This window comes from Pseudomonas sp. GW821-FHT07F05, from assembly GCF_059418765.1.
In genome coordinates, this window is the sequence record NZ_JBWKQL010000004.1 from 283,280 (window position 1) to 301,826 (window position 18,547).

At 61.4% G+C, this 18,547-nt stretch carries 18 protein-coding genes; 7 read left to right on the forward strand and 11 right to left on the reverse strand.

The window, feature by feature from the left end; translation table 11 throughout:
• Positions 1-188 precede the first annotated feature (188 nt).
• Both AC07RO_RS12490 and AC07RO_RS12495 read right to left on the reverse strand, forming a co-directional pair.
• Positions 189-413, reverse strand: coding sequence for a DUF6555 family protein (locus tag AC07RO_RS12490; RefSeq protein ID WP_037011182.1), 225 nt, complete (start codon positions 411-413; stop codon positions 189-191).
• A gap of 258 nt (positions 414-671) precedes the next feature.
• Positions 672-1,814, reverse strand: coding sequence for an aldose epimerase family protein (locus AC07RO_RS12495; RefSeq protein ID WP_495086176.1), 1,143 nt, complete (start codon positions 1,812-1,814; stop codon positions 672-674).
• A gap of 345 nt (positions 1,815-2,159) precedes the next feature.
• Between AC07RO_RS12495 and AC07RO_RS12500 the strand changes: the two genes are divergently transcribed.
• From AC07RO_RS12500 to araH, 5 genes are all read left to right on the forward strand, one after another.
• The gene (locus AC07RO_RS12500) at positions 2,160-2,870 is read left to right on the forward strand and encodes a FadR/GntR family transcriptional regulator (protein ID WP_495086177.1); all 711 of its coding nucleotides are present in this window, start codon (positions 2,160-2,162) and stop codon (positions 2,868-2,870) included.
• Positions 2,871-2,946: 76 nt separating this feature from the next.
• A complete protein-coding gene (locus AC07RO_RS12505) occupies positions 2,947-3,825 on the forward strand; it encodes an SMP-30/gluconolactonase/LRE family protein (RefSeq protein ID WP_495086178.1) in 879 nt (292 codons plus the stop codon).
• A 164-nt stretch (positions 3,826-3,989) separates the two neighbouring features.
• Complete coding sequence (locus tag AC07RO_RS12510; RefSeq protein WP_282371908.1) at positions 3,990-5,000, forward strand: substrate-binding domain-containing protein; 1,011 nt, start codon at positions 3,990-3,992, stop codon at positions 4,998-5,000.
• A 93-nt stretch (positions 5,001-5,093) separates the two neighbouring features.
• Positions 5,094-6,623 (forward strand): L-arabinose ABC transporter ATP-binding protein AraG, encoded by a 1,530-nt coding sequence (gene araG / locus AC07RO_RS12515; RefSeq protein WP_346627813.1) that lies wholly within the window; start codon positions 5,094-5,096, stop codon positions 6,621-6,623.
• 45 nt (positions 6,624-6,668) lie between these two features.
• Positions 6,669-7,634, forward strand: coding sequence for an L-arabinose ABC transporter permease AraH (gene araH / locus AC07RO_RS12520; RefSeq protein ID WP_166650464.1), 966 nt, complete (start codon positions 6,669-6,671; stop codon positions 7,632-7,634).
• Positions 7,635-7,705: 71 nt separating this feature from the next.
• Here araH and AC07RO_RS12525 read toward each other — a convergent pair whose 3' ends face one another.
• The 5 genes from AC07RO_RS12525 to AC07RO_RS12545 all read right to left on the reverse strand — a co-directional run bounded on the left by AC07RO_RS12525 (position 7,706) and on the right by AC07RO_RS12545 (position 12,098).
• Entirely contained in the window at positions 7,706-8,176 is a 471-nt protein-coding gene (locus AC07RO_RS12525; RefSeq protein WP_192172378.1) for a helix-turn-helix domain-containing protein, read from the reverse strand.
• Positions 8,177-8,493: 317 nt separating this feature from the next.
• Positions 8,494-9,117: a PqiC family protein gene (locus AC07RO_RS12530; protein ID WP_495086179.1), complete on the reverse strand. Its 624-nt coding sequence runs from the start codon at positions 9,115-9,117 to the stop codon at positions 8,494-8,496.
• The gene (locus AC07RO_RS12535; protein WP_346628885.1) at positions 9,114-10,790 is read right to left on the reverse strand and encodes a PqiB family protein; all 1,677 of its coding nucleotides are present in this window, start codon (positions 10,788-10,790) and stop codon (positions 9,114-9,116) included. Before AC07RO_RS12535 ends, AC07RO_RS12530 begins: the two co-directional genes overlap by 4 nt.
• Positions 10,780-11,397, reverse strand: coding sequence for a paraquat-inducible protein A (locus AC07RO_RS12540; protein WP_192172381.1), 618 nt, complete (start codon positions 11,395-11,397; stop codon positions 10,780-10,782). The genes AC07RO_RS12535 and AC07RO_RS12540 overlap by 11 nt, the downstream gene beginning before the upstream one ends.
• Positions 11,394-12,098 carry a paraquat-inducible protein A gene (locus AC07RO_RS12545; RefSeq protein ID WP_282371912.1) on the reverse strand — a complete coding sequence of 235 codons (705 nt, stop codon included), beginning with the start codon at positions 12,096-12,098 and terminating at the stop codon, positions 11,394-11,396. The genes AC07RO_RS12540 and AC07RO_RS12545 overlap by 4 nt, the downstream gene beginning before the upstream one ends.
• A 328-nt stretch (positions 12,099-12,426) precedes the next feature.
• On the opposite strand from AC07RO_RS12545, the gene AC07RO_RS12550 reads away from it, so the two are divergent.
• Positions 12,427-12,780: an SPOR domain-containing protein gene (locus tag AC07RO_RS12550; RefSeq protein WP_282371913.1), complete on the forward strand. Its 354-nt coding sequence runs from the start codon at positions 12,427-12,429 to the stop codon at positions 12,778-12,780.
• A 72-nt stretch (positions 12,781-12,852) separates the two neighbouring features.
• Here AC07RO_RS12550 and AC07RO_RS12555 read toward each other — a convergent pair whose 3' ends face one another.
• The gene (locus AC07RO_RS12555) at positions 12,853-13,173 is read right to left on the reverse strand and encodes an ElaB/YgaM/YqjD family protein (protein ID WP_192172383.1); all 321 of its coding nucleotides are present in this window, start codon (positions 13,171-13,173) and stop codon (positions 12,853-12,855) included.
• 201 nt (positions 13,174-13,374) lie between these two features.
• On the opposite strand from AC07RO_RS12555, the gene AC07RO_RS12560 reads away from it, so the two are divergent.
• Positions 13,375-13,632, forward strand: coding sequence for a hypothetical protein (locus AC07RO_RS12560; protein WP_122534790.1), 258 nt, complete (start codon positions 13,375-13,377; stop codon positions 13,630-13,632).
• Positions 13,633-13,855: 223 nt separating this feature from the next.
• Here AC07RO_RS12560 and AC07RO_RS12565 read toward each other — a convergent pair whose 3' ends face one another.
• The 3 genes from AC07RO_RS12565 to AC07RO_RS12575 are packed head-to-tail and all read right to left on the reverse strand — an operon-like array spanning position 13,856 to position 18,488.
• Positions 13,856-14,809: an aliphatic sulfonate ABC transporter substrate-binding protein gene (locus AC07RO_RS12565; protein WP_495086180.1), complete on the reverse strand. Its 954-nt coding sequence runs from the start codon at positions 14,807-14,809 to the stop codon at positions 13,856-13,858.
• A complete protein-coding gene (locus AC07RO_RS12570; protein WP_495086181.1) occupies positions 14,806-16,206 on the reverse strand; it encodes an LLM class flavin-dependent oxidoreductase in 1,401 nt (466 codons plus the stop codon). The genes AC07RO_RS12565 and AC07RO_RS12570 overlap by 4 nt, the downstream gene beginning before the upstream one ends.
• Positions 16,207-16,250: 44 nt before the next feature.
• The gene (locus AC07RO_RS12575) at positions 16,251-18,488 is read right to left on the reverse strand and encodes a TonB-dependent receptor (protein WP_495086182.1); all 2,238 of its coding nucleotides are present in this window, start codon (positions 18,486-18,488) and stop codon (positions 16,251-16,253) included.
• Positions 18,489-18,547 lie beyond the last annotated feature (59 nt).

An 18,547-nucleotide genomic window follows, 5' to 3' on the forward strand; every position in this document is an offset into this window, starting at 1 on the left:
CAGCGAGTTAATGGTCAGAATTCCCTTCAGATCAGGCTTTAAAAAGGGCGGGGTTAAGCGAGGGGGGCAGGCATTGGACTGCCCGCCAGCGCGCCGAGGATGACGCGCTGCCGAGGCAGATTTCCGCAGGGGAAAGTCAGGTGGAAGGTCAGCGAAAACTCAGAGGAGAAGAAGCCCTGATGGGTTGATCAGGATTCAGCCCACTCAACATCGGTCAAGCCCAGTTGCTCGGCTTTTGGCTTGGTCACTTTCGGCACCCGGTCGGAGCGGTATTTGGGAATCTGACCAAACCCGGCATCCACCGACGCCCAGTGCCAGGCAGATGCGTTATCCATGGCTTCAGCGCTGATGTAGAAGCTTTTGTAGCTGCCATGCAGCAGGTAATCGATTCTGAAATGCTTGTACTGTGCCACGCTTGCAAACCTCCCTATCAGTCACTCTCTTTGTAACTGAGTCGTCACCGTCAGGAAAATTCACTCGAAATCACTGTTCTAAGCCAAATGGTTAGCTTTAGTACAGAACGATGATCCCAAGGTCTTTAACCCTCACAAATGAATGGCACACCCGGTTTTGAGCGGTTTCAGTGACGGTATGGCGGCTTGAAGCAGTGGCCGGTGCGACAGAAGCGACGTTTGAAGTCGCCCTGCCGCGTCGGTTTTACACTCAAACGATCACTTGGTCAGGAATTTGAACACAGTGGTCTGGGTGTAAGCCTTGCCAGGGTCCAGACGCGTGGAAGGGAAGGCCGGCTGGTTAGGCGAATCCGGATAGTGTTGGGTTTCCAGCGTGAACGCGCCCCAATGCGGATAGATCTTGCCGGCCTTGCCCTTGACGGTGCCGTCGAGGAAGTTGCCCGTGTACAGCTGAACCCCAGGCTCGGTGGTAAACAGCTGCAGACGGCGACCCGACTTCGGATCGACCACGTCCGCGGCCAGATTCGACAGCTTGCCCTTGTTATCGAGCACCCAGTTGTGGTCGTAGCCGCCCTGGGTCGCTTCAGCGAACTTGAGCTGCTGGTTGTCTTCACGGATGCGCTTGCCGAAGGCGACCGGCTTGAGGAAGTCAAACGGTGTGCCGGCGACTGGCGGCAGCTCGCCGGTCGGGATCAGCGTCTCGTTGACCGGCGTGTAATGCGCAGCATGCACCACCGCCACCTGATCCAGGATGTCGCCGTTACCCGCGCCGGCCAGGTTGAAGTAGCTGTGGTTGGTGAGGTTGAGGACGGTCGGTTTGTCCGTCGTCGCGTGGTACTGGATGCGCAGCTCGTTCTTGTCGTTCAGGCTGTAGGTGACTTCGGTTTTCAGCGTACCGGGGAAGCCCATCTCGCCATCGACCGAGACGTACGTCAGCTTGACCCCGACCGAGCCTTTGTCCTTGATCTCCTCAGCCTTCCAGATCTGCTTGTCGAAGCCCTTCGGCCCGCCGTGCAGTGAATTGGTCTTATCGTTCAGCGGCACCTGATAGCTCTTGCCATCCAGAGAGAACTTGCCGCCTGCCAGACGATTGCCGAAGCGGCCAATGGTGGCCCCGAAGAATGCGGTGCCTTTGACGTAGCCGTCCACGTCATCGAAGCCCAGTACCACATCCTCAGCCTTGCCGTGCTTGTCCGGGACCAGCAGCGATTGCAGCGTGCCGCCGTAGGTGATCACCGTGGCCTGCATGCCTTTGCTGTTGCGCAGGGTGTATTTCTCGACCGGGGTGCCGTCGGCGAGTTTGCCGAAGGCGCCGTGTTCAGTGGACAGTCCGGCGGCGTGCACTTGCAGGGCGGCGGCCATCAGCGACAGGCCCAGGGCAGGGATAAGCGTCTTTCTCATTGCGTCGATCCTTTTGTTTTTATAGGCGTGTTGTGGTGAGTATTTCGGGGGTGTTGCCCGAAGGCTTTAGCCTCTTTACTCGAAGCGCTACCGCCAAGCAGTACGTCAATGGCCTGGATCTGGCGATTGGTCATACTATTCAGCTTGGAAGGCCCCGATATTTCGAGTTATAGATCAAAATCACTCGCTTTAAAAATAAACTGTAATACTATTTGGCGAAAGGCAGTGTCCGTCCCGATGCGGGAAGGTCTAGCCCAGGAATGGCCTTCTGTACAGGTGATTGACGCCTAATCGTATGATCATTAGCCTCGATTTGCGGAACACACCGCGAACAGGGGCGGATTAATGAGCAGCAGTTTTCACGCGTCGACGGTAGACCGCCTGGGAGCCTGGATTGCTCAAGGCAATGTGATGCCGGGACAGTCGCTGAAGGTTGAAGCGGCATTGGGTGAAGAATTCGGGGTCAGCCGGACGGTGATTCGCGAAGCCATCAAGACCTTGGTCGCCAAAGGGTTGCTGGAGGTCGGACCCAAGCTGGGCACGCGGGTATTGCCGGTGCGCAGCTGGAATCTGTTTGACCCGCAGGTCGTGGGATGGCTGGCGGCGAAAGGCCTGCCGGAGAGTTTTGTGCTGGACCTGCTGGATTTGAGGCGCGCCATTGAACCGATGGCCGTGCGTTGGGCCTGTGAAAGGGCGACACCGGAGCAGATTGCCGGGATTCAGGCGGCTTATGTTCGGCTGGCGGCCAGCGTGGCAGATTCGAGTGATTACAACGCGGCGGATCAGCGCTTCCATGAAGCGGTGCTCGCGGCGAGTCATAACCAGTTCATCGAGCAGATGTTGCCGGCACTGGGTGCGTTGCTGGCGATCTCGTTCGAAGTGTCGTCGGCGGTACCCGGAGAGCTCGGCAGAACCTTGCCGTTGCACAAGGATCTGGCGGATGCCATTGCCAACCGTGATTCGGCGCGGGGTGTCTGGGCCTGCATGAGCCTGATCGAAAACGCCGGTGAGGTGATTGCGCGTTCACGGGAGCAACCGTTGTCGCGCTATTCCTGAGCAGGCACGTTTGACGTTTTACAGGTGAGCCTTTTGAGTGGCTCACGGACCTACAATAATAAGCAGGAAATTTTCCATGAAATGGCTGCCGGTCTGCGACCAGCGTTTCAAATTGGCCGAAGGGCCGTTCTGGGACCACGCCCACCAAGCGTTGTACTGGGTCGACATTGCCGGCTTCCGCGCGTTGCGCCTGCACGCTGGTGAGGTGTCCCACTGGCAGTTCAGCGAGCCAGTCTCTGCCTTCATACCCACCTCGAAAGGCGACGCACTGGTCACCCTGGCCAGCGGCGTCCATCGTCTCGACCTTGACTCCCCGTCCGACAAACCGGTTATTTCCCTGCTGTGCGCCGCCGATCCCGTGCCGGGCAACCGGGCCAACGAAGCCCGTTGCGACCGGCACGGCCGTCTCTGGCTGGGGACCATGCAGAACAACCTGGACGAGGAGGGCGGCGACCTGCCGATCGAGCGTCGATCCGGCGGGCTTTACCGCGTCGACGGCGATGCCTCAGTCGCGCCTCTGCTCAGTGGGCAAGGCATCGTCAACACGCTGGTCTGGCCGGACAACGATTCTGCTGTACTGACCGCCGATACTCTGGACGGCGTGATCTATCGTTACCCGATCAACGACGATCACTCTTTGGGCGACCGCGAGGTCTGGGCCCATGAGCATTCTCGCGGCGCACCCGATGGCTCGGCGATGGACGAAGACGGTTTTGTCTGGAACGCCCGCTGGGGTGGCGGCTGCCTGATCCGTTTTGCCCCCGATGGCAGCGTTGACCGGATCGTCGAGCTGCCGGTCAGTCATCCGACCAGCTGCGTATTCGGCGGGCCGGACATGACCACGTTGTTTGTCACCAGCGCGCGACCTGCAGAAGGCGCGCTGGCGCTGGATGGAGCTGTGATTCAGATGGAAATTGGCATCAAGGGCATGGCCTCGCACCGCTATGCGGGGTGACTCAAACCCTGCGTCGTCGAGGTGTGACACTCGGTTACATAGGCTTCATTGATAATATGATATGACTGTTTTCAGTCGATCGGCGCGCGGTGTTTTCTGCTGCATGCCGCTCTGACACTCACTGCTGAACGCTGTAGCTAGTCAATAAAAATAAGGAGTTAGCTATGTTGAGTCGCCACGGGATTCGTTCCCTGTGCTGTGCTGCTGTTGCCACCGCCATTCTGGGCATGAGCGCCGGTGTATCCGCCGCTGACGTCGAAAAGGTCAAGATCGGTTTTCTGGTCAAGCAGGCTGAAGAGCCCTGGTTCCAGACCGAATGGCAGTTTGCCGAAAAGGCCGGTAAAGACCACGGTTTCGAAGTCATCAAAATCGCCGTTCCCGACGGTGAAAAAACCCTTTCTGCCATCGACAGCCTCGCCGCCAACGGCGCCAAAGGTTTTGTCATCTGCCCGCCTGATGTTTCCCTCGGCCCGTCTATCGTCGCCAAAGCCAAGGCCAATGATTTGAAAGTCATGGCTGTCGATGACCGGTTCGTCGACGCCAAAGGCAAGTTCATGGAAGACGTGCCGTATCTGGGGATGGCCGCGTTCGAAGTCGGCCAGAAACAGGGCGCGGCCATGGCCGACGAAGCGAAGAACCGCAAGTGGGACTGGAAAGAAACCTACGCGATCATCAACACCTACAACGAGCTGGACACCGGCAAGAAGCGCACCGACGGTTCGGTGGACGCCTTGAAGAAAGCCGGTCTGCCTGAGGATCACATCCTCTTCGCGCCGCAAAAGACCCTCGACGTGCCAGGCAGCATGGACTCCACCGGTGCGGCCCTGCCCAAACTGCCAAGCGGGGCGAAAAACCTCATCATCGGCGGCATGAACGACAACACCGTTCTGGGCGGCGTGCGCGCCACAGCGGGTGCTGGCTTCACCGCGGCCAACGTGATCGGCATCGGCATCAACGGCACTGACGCCATCGACGAGCTGAAGAAGAAGGAAAGCGGCTTCTTCGGGTCGATGCTGCCCAGCCCCGACAAAGAAGGCTACAACACCGCCCTGCAGATGTATGAGTGGGTCACCACCGGCAAAGAACCTGCGAAATACACCGCGATGGACGACGTGACGCTGATCACCCGCGCCAACTTCAAGGACGTGCTGACCAAGATCGGTCTGTACAAGTAAGCGCGGCAGTCGAGTCGGGACGCCTGAAAATCAGGCGGATATCTGCGAGGCCCCGTCCCACCCGGCAAGGGTGGGGCGGGGTGGAGGTGGTTCATGCAACAGGCATCGGTTCAGCAACAGGTTCAGCATGGCGGCAGCCTGCGTTTCAACGGGATCGGCAAAACCTTCCCCGGTGTGAAGGCGCTGTCGGACATCAATTTCGAAGCTCGGCCAGGCAGCGTTCATGCGCTGATGGGCGAGAATGGCGCAGGTAAATCGACGCTGCTGAAGATTCTCGGCGGCTCGTACCAGCCCAACAGCGGCGATCTGCAGATCGGCGATCAGCATCTGGCGTTCAAATCCACCGCAGACAGCATCGCGGCCGGCGTCGCGGTGATTCACCAGGAACTGCACCTGGTTCCGGAAATGTCGGTGGCGGAAAACCTGCTGCTCGGTCACATGCCCAATCGCTGGGGCATGATCAACCGTCGGGCCATGGTCCGGCGCGCGCGGGAGTTGCTCAAAGGCCTGGCCGACGAGATCGACCCGAACACGCGCCTGGGTGATCTCTCTCTGGGGCAGCGGCAACTGGTGGAAATCGCCAAGGCCATGTCGCGCAATGCCCACGTCATCGCCTTCGACGAGCCCACCAGCAGCCTCTCGGCGCGGGAGATCGATCGGCTGATGGCGATCATCACCCGGCTACGGGACGAAGGTCGGGTCATTCTCTATGTCTCTCACCGCATGGAAGAAATCTTCCGCGTCTGTGACGCCGTGACCGTGTTCAAGGACGGCCGCTTCGTCCGCACCTTCGAGGACATGGCCGATCTGGACCATGACCGCCTCGTCACCTGCATGGTCGGGCGCGACATCCAGGACATCTACAACTACCGCACGCGCCAGCATCAGGGACCGAGCCTGCGAGTGACCGGCCTGATGGGCCCGGGCCTGCAGGAGCCCGCCAGTTTTGCGGTGGAGAAGGGCGAGATCCTCGGCTTCTTTGGCCTGGTCGGTGCCGGTCGAACGGAGATGTTTCGCATGCTCTCGGGGCTGACGCGCAGTCAGGCCGGAACCTTGCAGCTGGAAGGCAAGCCGCTGAACCTGCGTTCGCCTCGGGACGCCATCGACGCCGGCATTCTGTTGTGCCCGGAAGACCGCAAGAAAGAAGGCATCGTGCCGCTGTCCAGCGTCGCCGAAAACATCAACATCGGTGCGCGGCCTCGGCACGTCAGCCTGGGTTGCCTGATCCAGGGGCGCTGGGAGCGTGACAACGCCCGGCATCAGATCAAATCGATGAACGTCAAGACGCCTTCGCCTGAGCAGCAGATGCTGTTTCTGTCGGGCGGCAATCAGCAGAAGGCCATTCTGGGCCGCTGGCTGTCGATGCCGATGAAGGTGCTGTTGCTGGACGAGCCCACTCGAGGCATCGACATCGGCGCTAAATCCGAGATCTACCAGATCATCCACAACCTCGCCGCCGATGGCATCGCGGTCATCGTGGTGTCCAGCGACCTGATGGAGGTGATGGGGATTTCCGACCGTATTCTGGTCATGAGTGAAGGCGCCATTACCGGCGAGCTGTCCCGCGAAGAGGCTAATGAACAGCGTCTTCTGCAACTGGCATTGCCGCGTACGCGCGGTTGAACCTGGCTATGAACACTGGCTATGAAAAATAAGAACGAGGTGCGTATGTCTACCGAATCCAGCCTGACGGCTCCCCGCCAAGGCATGAACCTGCGTCGATTCGTCGACGACTGGGCCATGCTCATGGCCGCCCTGGGCATTTTTGTGCTCTGTGCGCTGCTGATCGACAACTTTATGTCGCCGCTGAACATGCGCGGCCTGGGTCTGGCGATTTCCACGGTCGGCATCGCCGCCTGCACCATGCTCTACTGCCTGGCCTCCGGGCATTTCGACCTGTCGGTCGGTTCGGTGCTGGCATGCTCTGGCGTCATTGCCGGGATCGTCATTCGCGACACCGACAGCGTTTTTCTGGGTGTATCGGCGGCGCTGGCCATGGGCTTGCTGGTCGGTCTGATCAACGGCATCGTCATCGCCAAGCTGCGCATCAACGCGCTGATTACCACGCTGGCGACCATGCAGATCGTCCGGGGCCTGGCCTACATCTTCTCCAACGGTAAAGCGGTGGGCGTTGGCGACGAGGCCTTCTTCGTGTTCGGCAACGGTCAGCTGTTCGGCGTGCCGGTGCCGATCCTGATCACGATCGTGTGCTTTGTATTCTTCGGCTGGCTGCTGAATTACACCACCTACGGCCGCAACACGCTGGCCATCGGTGGCAACCAGGAAGCGGCGTTGCTGGCAGGCGTCCACGTTGACCGAACCAAGATCATCATCTTCGCAGTCCACGGCTTGATTGGTGCGTTGGCCGGTGTGGTGCTGGCCTCGCGCATGACCTCGGGTCAGCCCATGATCGGTCAGGGCTTCGAGCTGACGGTGATTTCCGCGTGCGTACTGGGCGGGGTGTCCCTGAGCGGCGGCATCGGCATGATTCGCCATGTCATCGCCGGGGTGTTGATTCTGGCAATCATCGAGAACGCCATGAACCTGAAGAATATCGACACGTTTTACCAGTATGTGATTCGCGGCACGATCCTGTTGCTCGCGGTGATCATCGACCGGTTGAAGCGTCGCTGATTCGAAGTCCTCAGTCGTTCGCTGTGTGGGAAGGCGTCCCCCCACACAGCCTCATCTCCTGCGAAGCCGCCCTATACCAGCTTCGAGGTCTCGAAGATCAACTTCATCGTGGCCTGGGCCAGCGACTGCGCTTCAACCCGGATCGTCTCCAGCTGCACCTTTGCCTCGCTGAACCGGGCGTCGTGGTTGCGCACTTCGATGAGTTGCGTCAGCTGCAGCGATGCCTCAATGAGTCCGTATAAATTACGGTGCAGCTGATGGGTGACTTTGGTCAGATGGGGATAGACATCCGGCCTTTCCTCAGGATCGATCACCAGTGATCTGTTTACTGCGTCCGGCGATGCTCTGTTGCCACTCATGACGTAGTTCAGGTCGACACCGGCCTCGGCGATGCGTAGCAGATAATCGGCTTTCGGCGACCGGGTGCCATTCTCGTAATTGCCCTGCGCGTTGGTCTCGACGCCTCCGATTGCGCCCAATGCGCTCTGTGACAGCTTCAGTCTGTTGCGTTCCTGCCTGAGTCTCAGGCCAATGCCTTTCATGTGCTCAACTCCATTTGACGATCCCTGACATTAAGCTGCTGGTTGCGACTTCCTGGATCGACTCGACAGGAGCATGAGCAGATCAACGCAAACGGGTGCAGCTTAGGCGGTTTTATCTATTCACTCCGAACAATACTGCCATCCGGTGGGAAAGAGGATCCAAACATACCGGCTTGTAGGAGTTTTCTCAAACAGTTGTATGATAACTATCCGAATGAAGACTTTTTGATGTCACTTGCGGGCGTTTTTGAATAGCGTCCTGAGAAAAGGGCGGGTCGGCGAACGGCCGGGGGCTTGGAGCCCCAGCTTTTTCGATGTCAGGACGGGCAGCGGGCGTCGGATTGGCGCGCCCATTGTGCGGCGGTCCGGGCGATGGTATCGGCCAACGTCGAGACAGCCTTCTGGTGCGCGACCACCAGACTTTCCATGCCGGTGCCCGCCGGTTGCCGAATGACGCTGCTGCAGGTGAGGGTCTGCCGCTTGCTACCCGGACCGGCACCGCTGCCGCGCAGGCTCAGGTTCCAGACCACGTCGATCAGTGCGTATTGGTCCAGTACCGACTCAAAGCGACGTACGTCAGTGCGAACCGACAGCACTGGCTGGTCACTTTGTTTAGGCAAGCCCGCCAGGTCTCGGGACCCGAAGCGGCGTTCGAGCTGGCCGGTCAACGCGTCATGGAACTCATCGCCCAACGGCGCGCCCCAGCGCTCATTCTCCAGAATCGCCAGACTGCCGTTGCCCTGGCGGATGACCAGCGGCGGCTGATCGACCTGCACCGCCATGAGCACCGCCTGCATTTCAAACTGGAACGGCGCCGGACTTGCATTCGCCGGAGCCTGGGTCGCGGGCGCGATCAACGTGTAGTAATGGGTTGGCGTGGAAGCACAGGCTGTCACCCCCAGCACGCAGGCCAGGGCAAGAAGAGAGTTACGCAAGGTCATTGAGCAGGCTCCGGAGCGATTTCGCGGGAAGAGGAAGATCCTTTGTACGAGCCGGGCGCCGCATCGCCGGTGCGACCGCGAATCAGGGATTCGGGATGGCGGCTGAGGAAGTCGGTCAACACGCGAACCGAGCGCGCGGTGCGCTGGACTTCGTCCATGGCCTGACCCAGTTGCTGACGTGCTGGCGAGTCATCCGACAGCGCTTCGTTGGCCGTGCCCAGGGTTTTCTGCGCTTGCTGCAAGGCGCCGCGCATCTGAGGCAAGACGTCGCTGTTGACCTGCTTCATGGTTTTCTGAAGTTCGATCAGGCTGCCGTTGAGGTTCTTCGCCAGGTCGTCGAGGGGGATTTTGCCGAGCTTGTCGACGAACGCCTGCAACTGCTCCTGCAGTTTGTCGAAGCTGCCGGGCACGGTCGGGATTTCCAGTGGCCGTGCCTTGGCGTTGTAGGCAACCTTCGCCGCTTTCGGATCGAAATCCATCGCGACGTAAAGCTGGCCGGTCAGCAGGTTGCCGGTGCGCACTTGCGCCCGCAGCCCGCGCTCGACGAACTGGCCGAGGATCCTGGAGGTCTGTTCTTCGTCATCGCCACCGCCGGCCTGCTGCTTCAGCTTGTCATTGGCTGCGCCCAGACGTTGCGGATAGATCACCGCGCCAACGATGCCGGGGAACGTGCCCGTCGCCGGGTCGTAGTCGAGGTCCACCGACACGACGCGGCCCACGTTGACGCCGAGGAAGTCCACCGGCGCATTGACCACCAGGCCGCGCAGCGACTGGTTGAAGCGCATGCGGATGTATTTGGGTTCGCCATCGGGCGGCGCCAGTGCAGTGGCTTGGTCTTCGAACAGTTTGAATTCGGCGTTGCCGTTTGCTGGTTTGGCGTCCGGGCTGTATTTGGGTTCGCGGAAGGCGATACCGCCGGAGAGGATCGAGGCCATGGACTGGGTCGACACTTTCAGGCCCGAAGCACCGAGGGTGACGTCTACCCCGCTGGCGTTCCAGAAGCGTGAATCGTCAAGAACGAACTGATCGTTTGGCGCGCCGACGAAGATTTCGACATCGACGCCCTTGCCATCCTTCGCCAGTTCGTAGGCCACCACCTGACCCACCTGAATGCGGCGGAAGTACACCGGCGAGCCGATGTCCAGAGAGCCAAGGTCGTCGGTGTGCAGAATGAAGCGCTTGCCTTTCTCGCCGAAGGTCACGGCCGGCGGGGTTTCCAGACCGGTGAAGTCTTTTTTGGTTTCTTCCGAGCTGCCGGCGTCAGCGCCGATGAAAGCCCCCGACAACAGGGTGTCGACGCCGGTGACGCCGTGGGCGCCGATGCGCGGACGCACCACCCAGTACTGCGTGTCGGCCCGGGTGAAGGGCGCGGCCGACTGGTTGAGGTCGATGCTCGCCAGTACGTGGGTGCGGTCATCGCTGAGCTCGATGTCGGTGACCATGCCGATGACCACGTTCTTGTACTTGACCTGGGTTTTCTTGGCTTCCAGACCCTCGGCCGTGAGGAAGCTCACCACCACTTTGGGGCCGACGTTGAGGAAGTCATGAACCACCATCGACAGGCCGATCAGGGCTGCGACGATCGGCACCAGCCAGACCAGCGAAACGCGCACCTTGCGGGCCTTGACCTGCGGTCGGGTCGGCGGGGAGGGGGGTAGGGTGTTATCGGACATCTTCAACCTCTGCGTCCCAGATTAGCCGGGGATCGAACGTCATGGCGGCAAGCATGGTCATCACCACCACCAAACCAAAAAACAGAATGCCAAGGCGCGGCTCGATGGTGCTGAGCCCGCGAAACTGCACCAGCGCTGCCACCAGCGCCACCACCAGCACGTCAAGCATGGACCAGTAGCCGATCAGTTCAATGAAGCGGAACAACCGCGAACGCTCGCGCATCGCCCAGGTGCTGCGGCGCTGGCACGTGATCAGTAACAGCCCCAGCACCAGAAACTTGATGCAGGGCACGACCACACTGGCGATGAAAATCAGAATGGCGATGTCCCACGAGCCGCCTTCGGCGAACTCGATGACCCCGCTCATGATGGTGTTCTCGCTGCTGCTGCCGAGCATGGTCGTGTACATCACCGGCAACAGGTTGGCCGGGAGGTAGAAGATCAGCCCCGCAATCAGAAAGGCCCAGGTCCGCGTCAGGCTGTTGGGCTTGCGCCGATGCACCGGTGAATCGCAGCGCGGGCATTCATGGGCGTCTTCCGGGCAGACGTAACTGCAGATGTGACACAGGGTGACGTTGTACTCGCGGGCGTAGGGAATGCCGTTCATTCAGGTCCGACTCCCAATTCGTCCCACAGACGGCGGATGTCTTTGCCGGCGATCAGTACGATCAGCACCATCAGCATCGCCATGGCCCAGAGGCCGACGCCCGCGTGCACGTCCAGCATGCCCGCCAGTTTGACGATGGCCACCAGAATCCCCAGCAGGCACACCTCCAGCATGCTCCAGGGGCGCAGGTGTTCGAGGGTGCGCATGCACATCTTGAAGCCGGGGGCGATCTCGCCGCGATGGGCGTGGGCGAGTACCCAGAACAGCAAGGCAATCTGCAGCGCTGGCGCGAGAATGATGGCCAGTCCCGCGACCAGCGCGATCAGCGTGATTTGACCTTGGGCCAGCGCCTGAACCGAACCCCACAGCGTCACCTCGTTGTGCAGGCCCTGCATGCTGATGCTGATGACCGGGAATACGTTGGCGAAGATGAACAGGACGCAGGCGGCGATGGTCAGGGCGAGCAGTTGCTCGACGGTCATCCGGTGACTGCGGCGAAGAATCGCGGCGCAGCGCAGGCAGTAGGCAGCCTCGCCTTTGTTCAGGGGCAGGGCCTCATAGACCGAGTCGCAATGCTCACAGATGATCCACTGATCGGCGCGGGTCTGCGCCTCGGCGATCGCTGGAGCGGGCGGCTGCCCGAATGCATGAGCCTGGCGGTGAGAGGTGTCAGTCATCGGCGCGGGCGTCGCGGGAGTCATGGGTGTGTTCACGATAGATCGGCTTTCGTGGATTGCGCGCCTGAGTGGCGGGCTGGCAACGATACACTGTCGGCGAAGCGCAGGCTCGCATTAGCTGAAGTGAACGTCATGAATGGTGCGCCTGGGAAAAGACTAGAGAGATTGACCACAGTGCCATCATCGGGTTCGGTTATTTGTGGGGCGGGCAGCAATCTTTTCGAGGCTCAGCAACCGTGGACGGATGAAGGCGGGTCCACTGCTGCAGCCCGACGGTGTAGCGTCGGGCCGTTACAACTCCCGCCTGTCTGCGGTGATAGACTCCCGCCACTTCAAATGAGGAGCGACAGACGTGCGCAAGATGGCAATGATGGTGGCGGTGTTGATGCTGGCGGGTTGTGATGGCGGCAAGCCGGCGACGCCCGCCCAGGTTCCGAGCACTGATTCGACCGCGGAAGCACCGACGCCGGCTTCGCAGCAATGGACCATTCGTGTCCATTTGAAAGAAGCGCTGAGCGACATGACCTACTGGCTGGTCGAGCACCATTACCCGTCTTATGTGGTGAAGGTCGATGGCAGGGAAGTGGTGATGATCGGACCGTTCGAGTCTCAGGCGGATGCCGAGAATGCCAAGACAGAGATCGATGCCGCGATGGTCAAGGGCCATCGCCTGTCACAGCTGGAAGTGATCGCGCCGAGGTCTTGAGGGTTTGAAGCCGGTGGCATCACGCGATGCCCCGGCCAAATTCAGTCTTGCTACCAGGTCAGACGTCGTTAATCAACGACGGCCCAGCAACAGACCCACTACCAGACCAAAGCCTGCCGAGACTGCCACGGTCTGCCATGGGTGGCCGCCGATGTAGTTTTCGGTGGCATCAACGGCTGGCTTGGCGCGTTCGCGCACGCTGCCCACGGATTCCAGCGCCTGCTTGAGTTTCTGGCTCAGTTGCGCACGCACGGTATCGGCTTCTTCGCCGACCAGGGAGGCGCTGTCTTTGAGCAGTTTGTCGGACTCTTCAATGAGGGCGGCCAGTTCGCTGAACGCTTGATCCTTGATCTGTTCGACAGCGGCGTTTTGGGCAGCAGTTTTACGAGCCATGGCAAATTTCCTTTCAGTGGTTATGGCATTGTGCAATGGAGTTTTGAGCGCCTGAAAAGTTGCAGCGCTTTTCCCCCAGCCGGCAAAAAGTACGCGTAATGGGGTCGGGATTCACGGTCGGCGGGTGTAAGATGCTGACGTTTTTCGAGCCCGTCACCGGCTCCGTTTATGCGTTTCGTTTTGACCACCGAGGTACATACCATGAGCTACAACCTGGCCAATAAAACCCTTCCGGAACGTGCCGCGATCGAGGACGAAAAGTCCCGCCTGTTCGATCTGTGGCAGAGCAATCTGGGCAAGGCCAAAGGTGACGCCGCCCGGCTGATGGGCGAACGGGCCAAGCGCAAGGGCAAATGGTCGGAGTGGGTGCGCGGTGAGCTCGACGCCATGTCGCCGCCGGAGTACGCCAACATGGTGCGCGCCGAGGTCAATCGACTGGTGGCAGCGGCGCGGGGGTAGGTTTCGGTTTAGCCCGTCGGACGCCTTCCCGGCTGAAGCCGGTCCTGCCATGCGCGGTTTAGTGGGACCGGCTTCAGCCGGGAATAGGCCAGTCCTGGCGACATCATTTTGCCCGTGTTTGCGGTGAGGCGGCTGACGCTTTCCCGGCTAAAGCCGGTCCCACTAAAAGCGTTAAGCCAGTCCCACAGTTACAGCTCCGGCCGGTCCCACTGACAGCGTACGGCTACGGCCTGGCCGCTGCGCTCACGTCAATGCGTTTGGGCAGCAAATGGTTTTCGAAGAACAGATCGGCCGTCTGCTGCTGCGCCGCAATGATCTGCGGGGTGATCGACAGGATCGGCGAGGCAGGGCGGTTGTCCATGTAACGGGCAATCACCGCCTGGGGCAGCCCCATCGAACGGGTCAGCACCTCCAGGCTTAGCTGCCGCTGGCTGCGGGTCAGCCCTTCGGCATTCGTCAGCTGTTCCAGCAATGCGTTGATGAACGCCCCGTGCCCACTGGCGTACGAACGTCTGGCCGTGTAGATCGGCCCGGACAATCCCAGGTCGGTGCCGTCCGCCAACAGCCGGGCGCGACCGCCGCTCAGGGCCAGCGACGAAAACGGTTCCCAGATCGCCCAGGCATCGACGCTGCCTTGTTCGAACGCCGCGCGGGCGTCGGCCGGGCTGAGGTAGACCGGCTGAATGTCCGTGTACTTCAACCCGGCCTGGTTCAGGGCGCGGAGGATCAGGTTGTGCGAGCTCGAGCCTTTCTGGAACGCCACTTTCTTGCCCTCCAAATCCGCCACCTGATGCAGCGGGCTGTCGGCCGCGACCAGCAGCGTCTCCGCCTGCGGCTTGGCGGGCTCGGCGCCGATGTAGAGCAGATCGGCTCCGGCGGCCTGGGCGAACAGCGGCGGAATGTCGCCGGTGGAGCCCACGTCCAACGCACCGATATTCAACGCCTCCAGCATCTGCGGCCCGGCCGGGAATTCGATCCACTGCACGTGGGTATTCGGGAAGCGCTTCTCCAGCAGCCCCTGTTCCTTGGCCAGCACCAACGCAATCGAGCCCTTCTGATACCCGATGCGCAACTCGGCCGGATCGGATGAATCGGCTGAGGCGGCGACGTTCGCCCAGGCCAGGTTGATCCCGATCACGGCCAGCAATGCGCTGCCCAATGTGCGCAAAGTCTTCATCCTTTCAAACCCTCTTGGTTTCTGTGTGCAGGGCGATGGCCTGGCGGCGCGCTGAAGCGATTGGCCGGACGCGGCAAACCCAGGTGCTCGCGCAAGGTGCTGCCGGTGTAGTCCCGGCGGAACAAGCCGCGCCGCTGCAGCTCCGGAATCACCTTGTGCGCGACGTCTTCCAGCCCGCCCGGCAAGTGCGGCACCAGCACGTTGAAGCCGTCGGCCGCGCCCTGCTCGAACCATATCTGCCACTGATCGGCGATCTGACTCGGGGTGCCGACCACACTGAAGTGGCCTCGACCGCCGGCGATTTTTCGTCCCAGCTGCGCCAGGGTCAGGTTCTCGTCCTGCGCCAGTTGCGAGAGCAGGGCCTGGCGGCTTTGCTGGCCGCTCCGGGTCAATGGCAGCGCGGGCAAGGGTTCGTCCAGCGGGTAACCCGAGAGGTCGAAATTGCCCAGCATTCTTCCCAGTAACGCGACACCCACGCGGGGCTCAACCAGCGCCTGAAATTCCTCGAATTTGTCCCGGGCCTGGGCCTCGCTGTCACCGACCACCACGAACATGCCGGGCATGATCTTGAGCGTGTCGGGGTCTCGGCCGAACCCGACGGCGCGGGACTTCAGGTCTTGATAGAACGCCTGGGCGGCGGCCAGCGAAGGCTGGGCGGTGAACACCACTTCGGCAGTCTGCGCCGCCAGCGTGCGACCGGCCTCCGACGAGCCGGCCTGAACCACCACCGGCTGACCCTGGGGCGAGCGGGCCACATTGAGCGGGCCTTTAACCTTGAAGTGCTCACCCTGATGATCCAGCACGTGGAGGCCGTCAGGGCGGTAATACGCGCCGCTGGCCTTGTCCCGAACAAAAGCGTCGTCGTCCCAGCTGTCCCACAACCCCGTCACCACCTGATGAAACTCCCGGGCGCGACTGTAACGCTCGGCATGATCGATGTGCTCGTCGCGGCCGAAATTAAGGGCTTCGGCGGCGGCATCCGAGGTGACCAGATTCCAGCCCGCGCGGCCCCTTGAAAGGTGATCCAGAGAGGCGAATTTACGGGCGATGTGAAAGGGCTCGTTGTAGCTGGTGGTGGCGGTGACGATCAGGCCGATGCGCTCGGTGACGGCACTCAACGCCGAGACCAGCGTCAGGGGTTCGAAGTGGTCCGAACGCGCCATGGAGCTGGCGGCGTCCCCCGTCGCGGCCGCCACGCTGTCGGCGATGAACAGCGTGTCGAACTTCGCTGCTTCGGCCACCTGCGCCAGGTGTTTGTAGTGCTTGAAGTCCAGGCCCGCGTTGGCTGGCACGTCCGGGTGGCGCCACGCCGCAACGTGGTGACCGGTGGCCATCAGGAACGCGCCCAGTTTCATTTGCCGGGGCTCAGTGTGTGTGTGGCGGGATTCAGTGCTCATTGCCGATGCCTTTCATGCAGTGTCCTTGTGAGGTTCGCCCATGTTCAGAAATCCTTGCGCACTTGCACGCCGAAGTAGCGCTCGTCGTCCCGTGGCACGGCGCGGTAGATGTAACCCGTGCCGCTGGCAAGCAGGGGGGAATAGGATGTGTCGGTGAGGTTTTTCGCCAGCACCGCGACGCGCCAGCCGTTGCTGTAATCGGCCACGGCTGCGCTGGCATTCCACAGGCCATAGGCGCCCTGTTTGGTGTCCGGGTTCTGGCTGATGTCGTACTGCACTTCGCTCTGCCAGCTGTAATCAGTGCCCAGTTCGATGTCCAACCCGTTGTCCAGCGGGATGGTGTAGTCGGCCCGTACGTAACTTTTCCAGTCCGGCGCGTAGGGCAGCGTCTTGCCGTTCACGTCACAGGACGCCGCCGCGCCCGCCGGGCAGCTGAACTGGTCGATGCGCGCCTTGGTGTAGGCGATGGCGCCGGAGAACTTCAGGTTGCGTGTGGCCTGCAAGGCGTAGTCGGCCTCGACCCCTTCGGTGCTGACGCTGCCGGCGTTGATCAGCCGGGTCACCACCTGGCCCGCGACGCTGTCGAAGAAGTTCGCCTGATAGTTGCTGTACTCGCTGTGGAACACCGCGACGTTGGTGGTCAGGCGGTGGTTCCAGGTGGTGGCCTTGATGCCCAGCTCCCAGTTGTTCGAGGTCTCGGGTTTGAGGGCGCCGGTGTCCCGGGGCTGCATGTTGAAGAACACGTTGTAGGCCGGGCCTTTGTAGCCGCGCGAGTAGGTGAGGTATGCCATGACCGAATCGCTCAGGTCATATTGCACGCCCAGCCGCCCGGACCAGCCGTCTTCGTCCACCGAACCGGAGCTGCTGGTGCCGGGCTGAATGCCGCTGACCGTAGTGGCGGACGTCGACACGCGGCGGTGATCGTATTCCAGGTCGTCGTGGGTCCAGCGCAGACCGGCGATGCCGCGAAACGCCGGGGTGAAATTCAGCGTGCTTTCGCCGAACACCGCATAGCTGTCACTGGTGGTGCTGTAGTCGGCGACGCCGGTGTTGGTCGCGGTGGGCGTGATCAGCGTGCGGCGATAGGTTTCGTCGTCCTTGCCGTGCATGTAATACAGGCCGCCGACGTACTCGAGGAACTGCCCTTTCGGCGAGGCCAGTCGCAGCTCCTGGGAGTATTGGTTGAAATCCAGATCGCCCTTGTCTTCGGTGCCGGGGAAGGCGGCACTGACGTTGGCCAGTCGGTCGCCATCCTGCCACTGGGTGTTGTTCCAGCCGCGCCAGGCGGTGATCGAGGTCAGCGTGTAATCGCCCAGGTTCCAGTCCAACTGGGCAGACAAGCCTTTGTTGATGTCGTCGACATGGCTGCGGTAATCGCTGATCAGATCGCGGTTGTCGTTGCTGGCGCGCACCGGCGACAGCGCGTTGGCGAAGGCCGGTGTCAGCGACTGGCTGATGACCCCGTTGGGGGTGTCATCGTGGGACTGCATGTAGTCGCCGATGACGGTTAGCTTGACGTCTTTATTGGGAGTGAATTCCAGCTTGCCGCGCGCACCTTTGTGGTTGTAGCCGTTGACCTCCTGCCCGTTGGCCTTGTTGTGCACGTTGCCGTCGTAGGTGCTGAACAAGGTCGTGACCGAGGCTTTCAGCGTATCGGGAATCAGGCTGCCGCCAATGCCGAAACGGGTGCGGCTTTCATTGCCGCTGTAGTACGACTGATCGATGTAGCCGTGGGTCTCTGCGGTGGGCGCCTTGCTGACGATGTTCAGCACCCCGGCCGAGGCGTTCTTGCCGAACAGCGTGCCTTGGGGCCCGCGCAGGACTTCGATGCGTTCCAGGTCCAGCAGGTCCAGGGTCGCTTGGCCGGGCCGCGCGTAGACCACGCCGTCCACCACCGTCGCGACAGTAGGCTCGACGCCCGGGGACGTGGAAATGGTGCCGACGCCGCGCATGAACAATGAGGTGTCCTTGTTCGACGCACCGGTGCGGGAATTCAGCGCAGGCACTTGCTGCGCGATGCTGGCGACGCCGTTGCGGTTGTCACGCTCCAGCTGTTCGCCGTCCAGTACCGTGACGGCGACCGGGACCTGCTGTAGCGGTTCTTCCCGGCGGGTGGCGGTGACCGTGACCGCCTGCAGCGTCGCGGTCTCGGGTGCTTGCTCCGCGACTGGCGACGCGGTGGACACGTCCGCGGCGAAGGCCGGCAGCGCACACAGCGCTAATGCCGTGGCAATGGCCTGACTAAGGTGACTCGGTGAATGGAACGCCCCGGTTTGTCGCATGATCGTTGCTCGCTGATGAATGCCTGTCGGAAGGTGGCTCTGCGGCCACTGGTGTGCTG

Coding starts and splice junctions, on each gene's coding strand:
- AC07RO_RS12495 (WP_495086176.1), bottom strand. CDS start 1,814: ATGAGAAAGACGCTTATCCCTGCCCTGGGCCTGTCGCTGATGGCCGCC.
- AC07RO_RS12500 (WP_495086177.1), top strand. CDS start 2,160: ATGAGCAGCAGTTTTCACGCGTCGACGGTAGACCGCCTGGGAGCCTGG.
- AC07RO_RS12505 (WP_495086178.1), top strand. CDS start 2,947: ATGAAATGGCTGCCGGTCTGCGACCAGCGTTTCAAATTGGCCGAAGGG.
- AC07RO_RS12510 (WP_282371908.1), top strand. CDS start 3,990: ATGTTGAGTCGCCACGGGATTCGTTCCCTGTGCTGTGCTGCTGTTGCC.
- araG (WP_346627813.1), top strand. CDS start 5,094: ATGCAACAGGCATCGGTTCAGCAACAGGTTCAGCATGGCGGCAGCCTG.
- araH (WP_166650464.1), top strand. CDS start 6,669: ATGTCTACCGAATCCAGCCTGACGGCTCCCCGCCAAGGCATGAACCTG.
- AC07RO_RS12525 (WP_192172378.1), bottom strand. CDS start 8,176: ATGAAAGGCATTGGCCTGAGACTCAGGCAGGAACGCAACAGACTGAAG.
- AC07RO_RS12530 (WP_495086179.1), bottom strand. CDS start 9,117: ATGACCTTGCGTAACTCTCTTCTTGCCCTGGCCTGCGTGCTGGGGGTG.
- AC07RO_RS12535 (WP_346628885.1), bottom strand. CDS start 10,790: ATGTCCGATAACACCCTACCCCCCTCCCCGCCGACCCGACCGCAGGTC.
- AC07RO_RS12540 (WP_192172381.1), bottom strand. CDS start 11,397: ATGAACGGCATTCCCTACGCCCGCGAGTACAACGTCACCCTGTGTCAC.
- AC07RO_RS12545 (WP_282371912.1), bottom strand. CDS start 12,098: ATGACTCCCGCGACGCCCGCGCCGATGACTGACACCTCTCACCGCCAG.
- AC07RO_RS12555 (WP_192172383.1), bottom strand. CDS start 13,173: ATGGCTCGTAAAACTGCTGCCCAAAACGCCGCTGTCGAACAGATCAAG.
- AC07RO_RS12560 (WP_122534790.1), top strand. CDS start 13,375: ATGAGCTACAACCTGGCCAATAAAACCCTTCCGGAACGTGCCGCGATC.
- AC07RO_RS12565 (WP_495086180.1), bottom strand. CDS start 14,809: ATGAAGACTTTGCGCACATTGGGCAGCGCATTGCTGGCCGTGATCGGG.
- AC07RO_RS12570 (WP_495086181.1), bottom strand. CDS start 16,206: ATGAGCACTGAATCCCGCCACACACACACTGAGCCCCGGCAAATGAAA.
- AC07RO_RS12575 (WP_495086182.1), bottom strand. CDS start 18,488: ATGCGACAAACCGGGGCGTTCCATTCACCGAGTCACCTTAGTCAGGCC.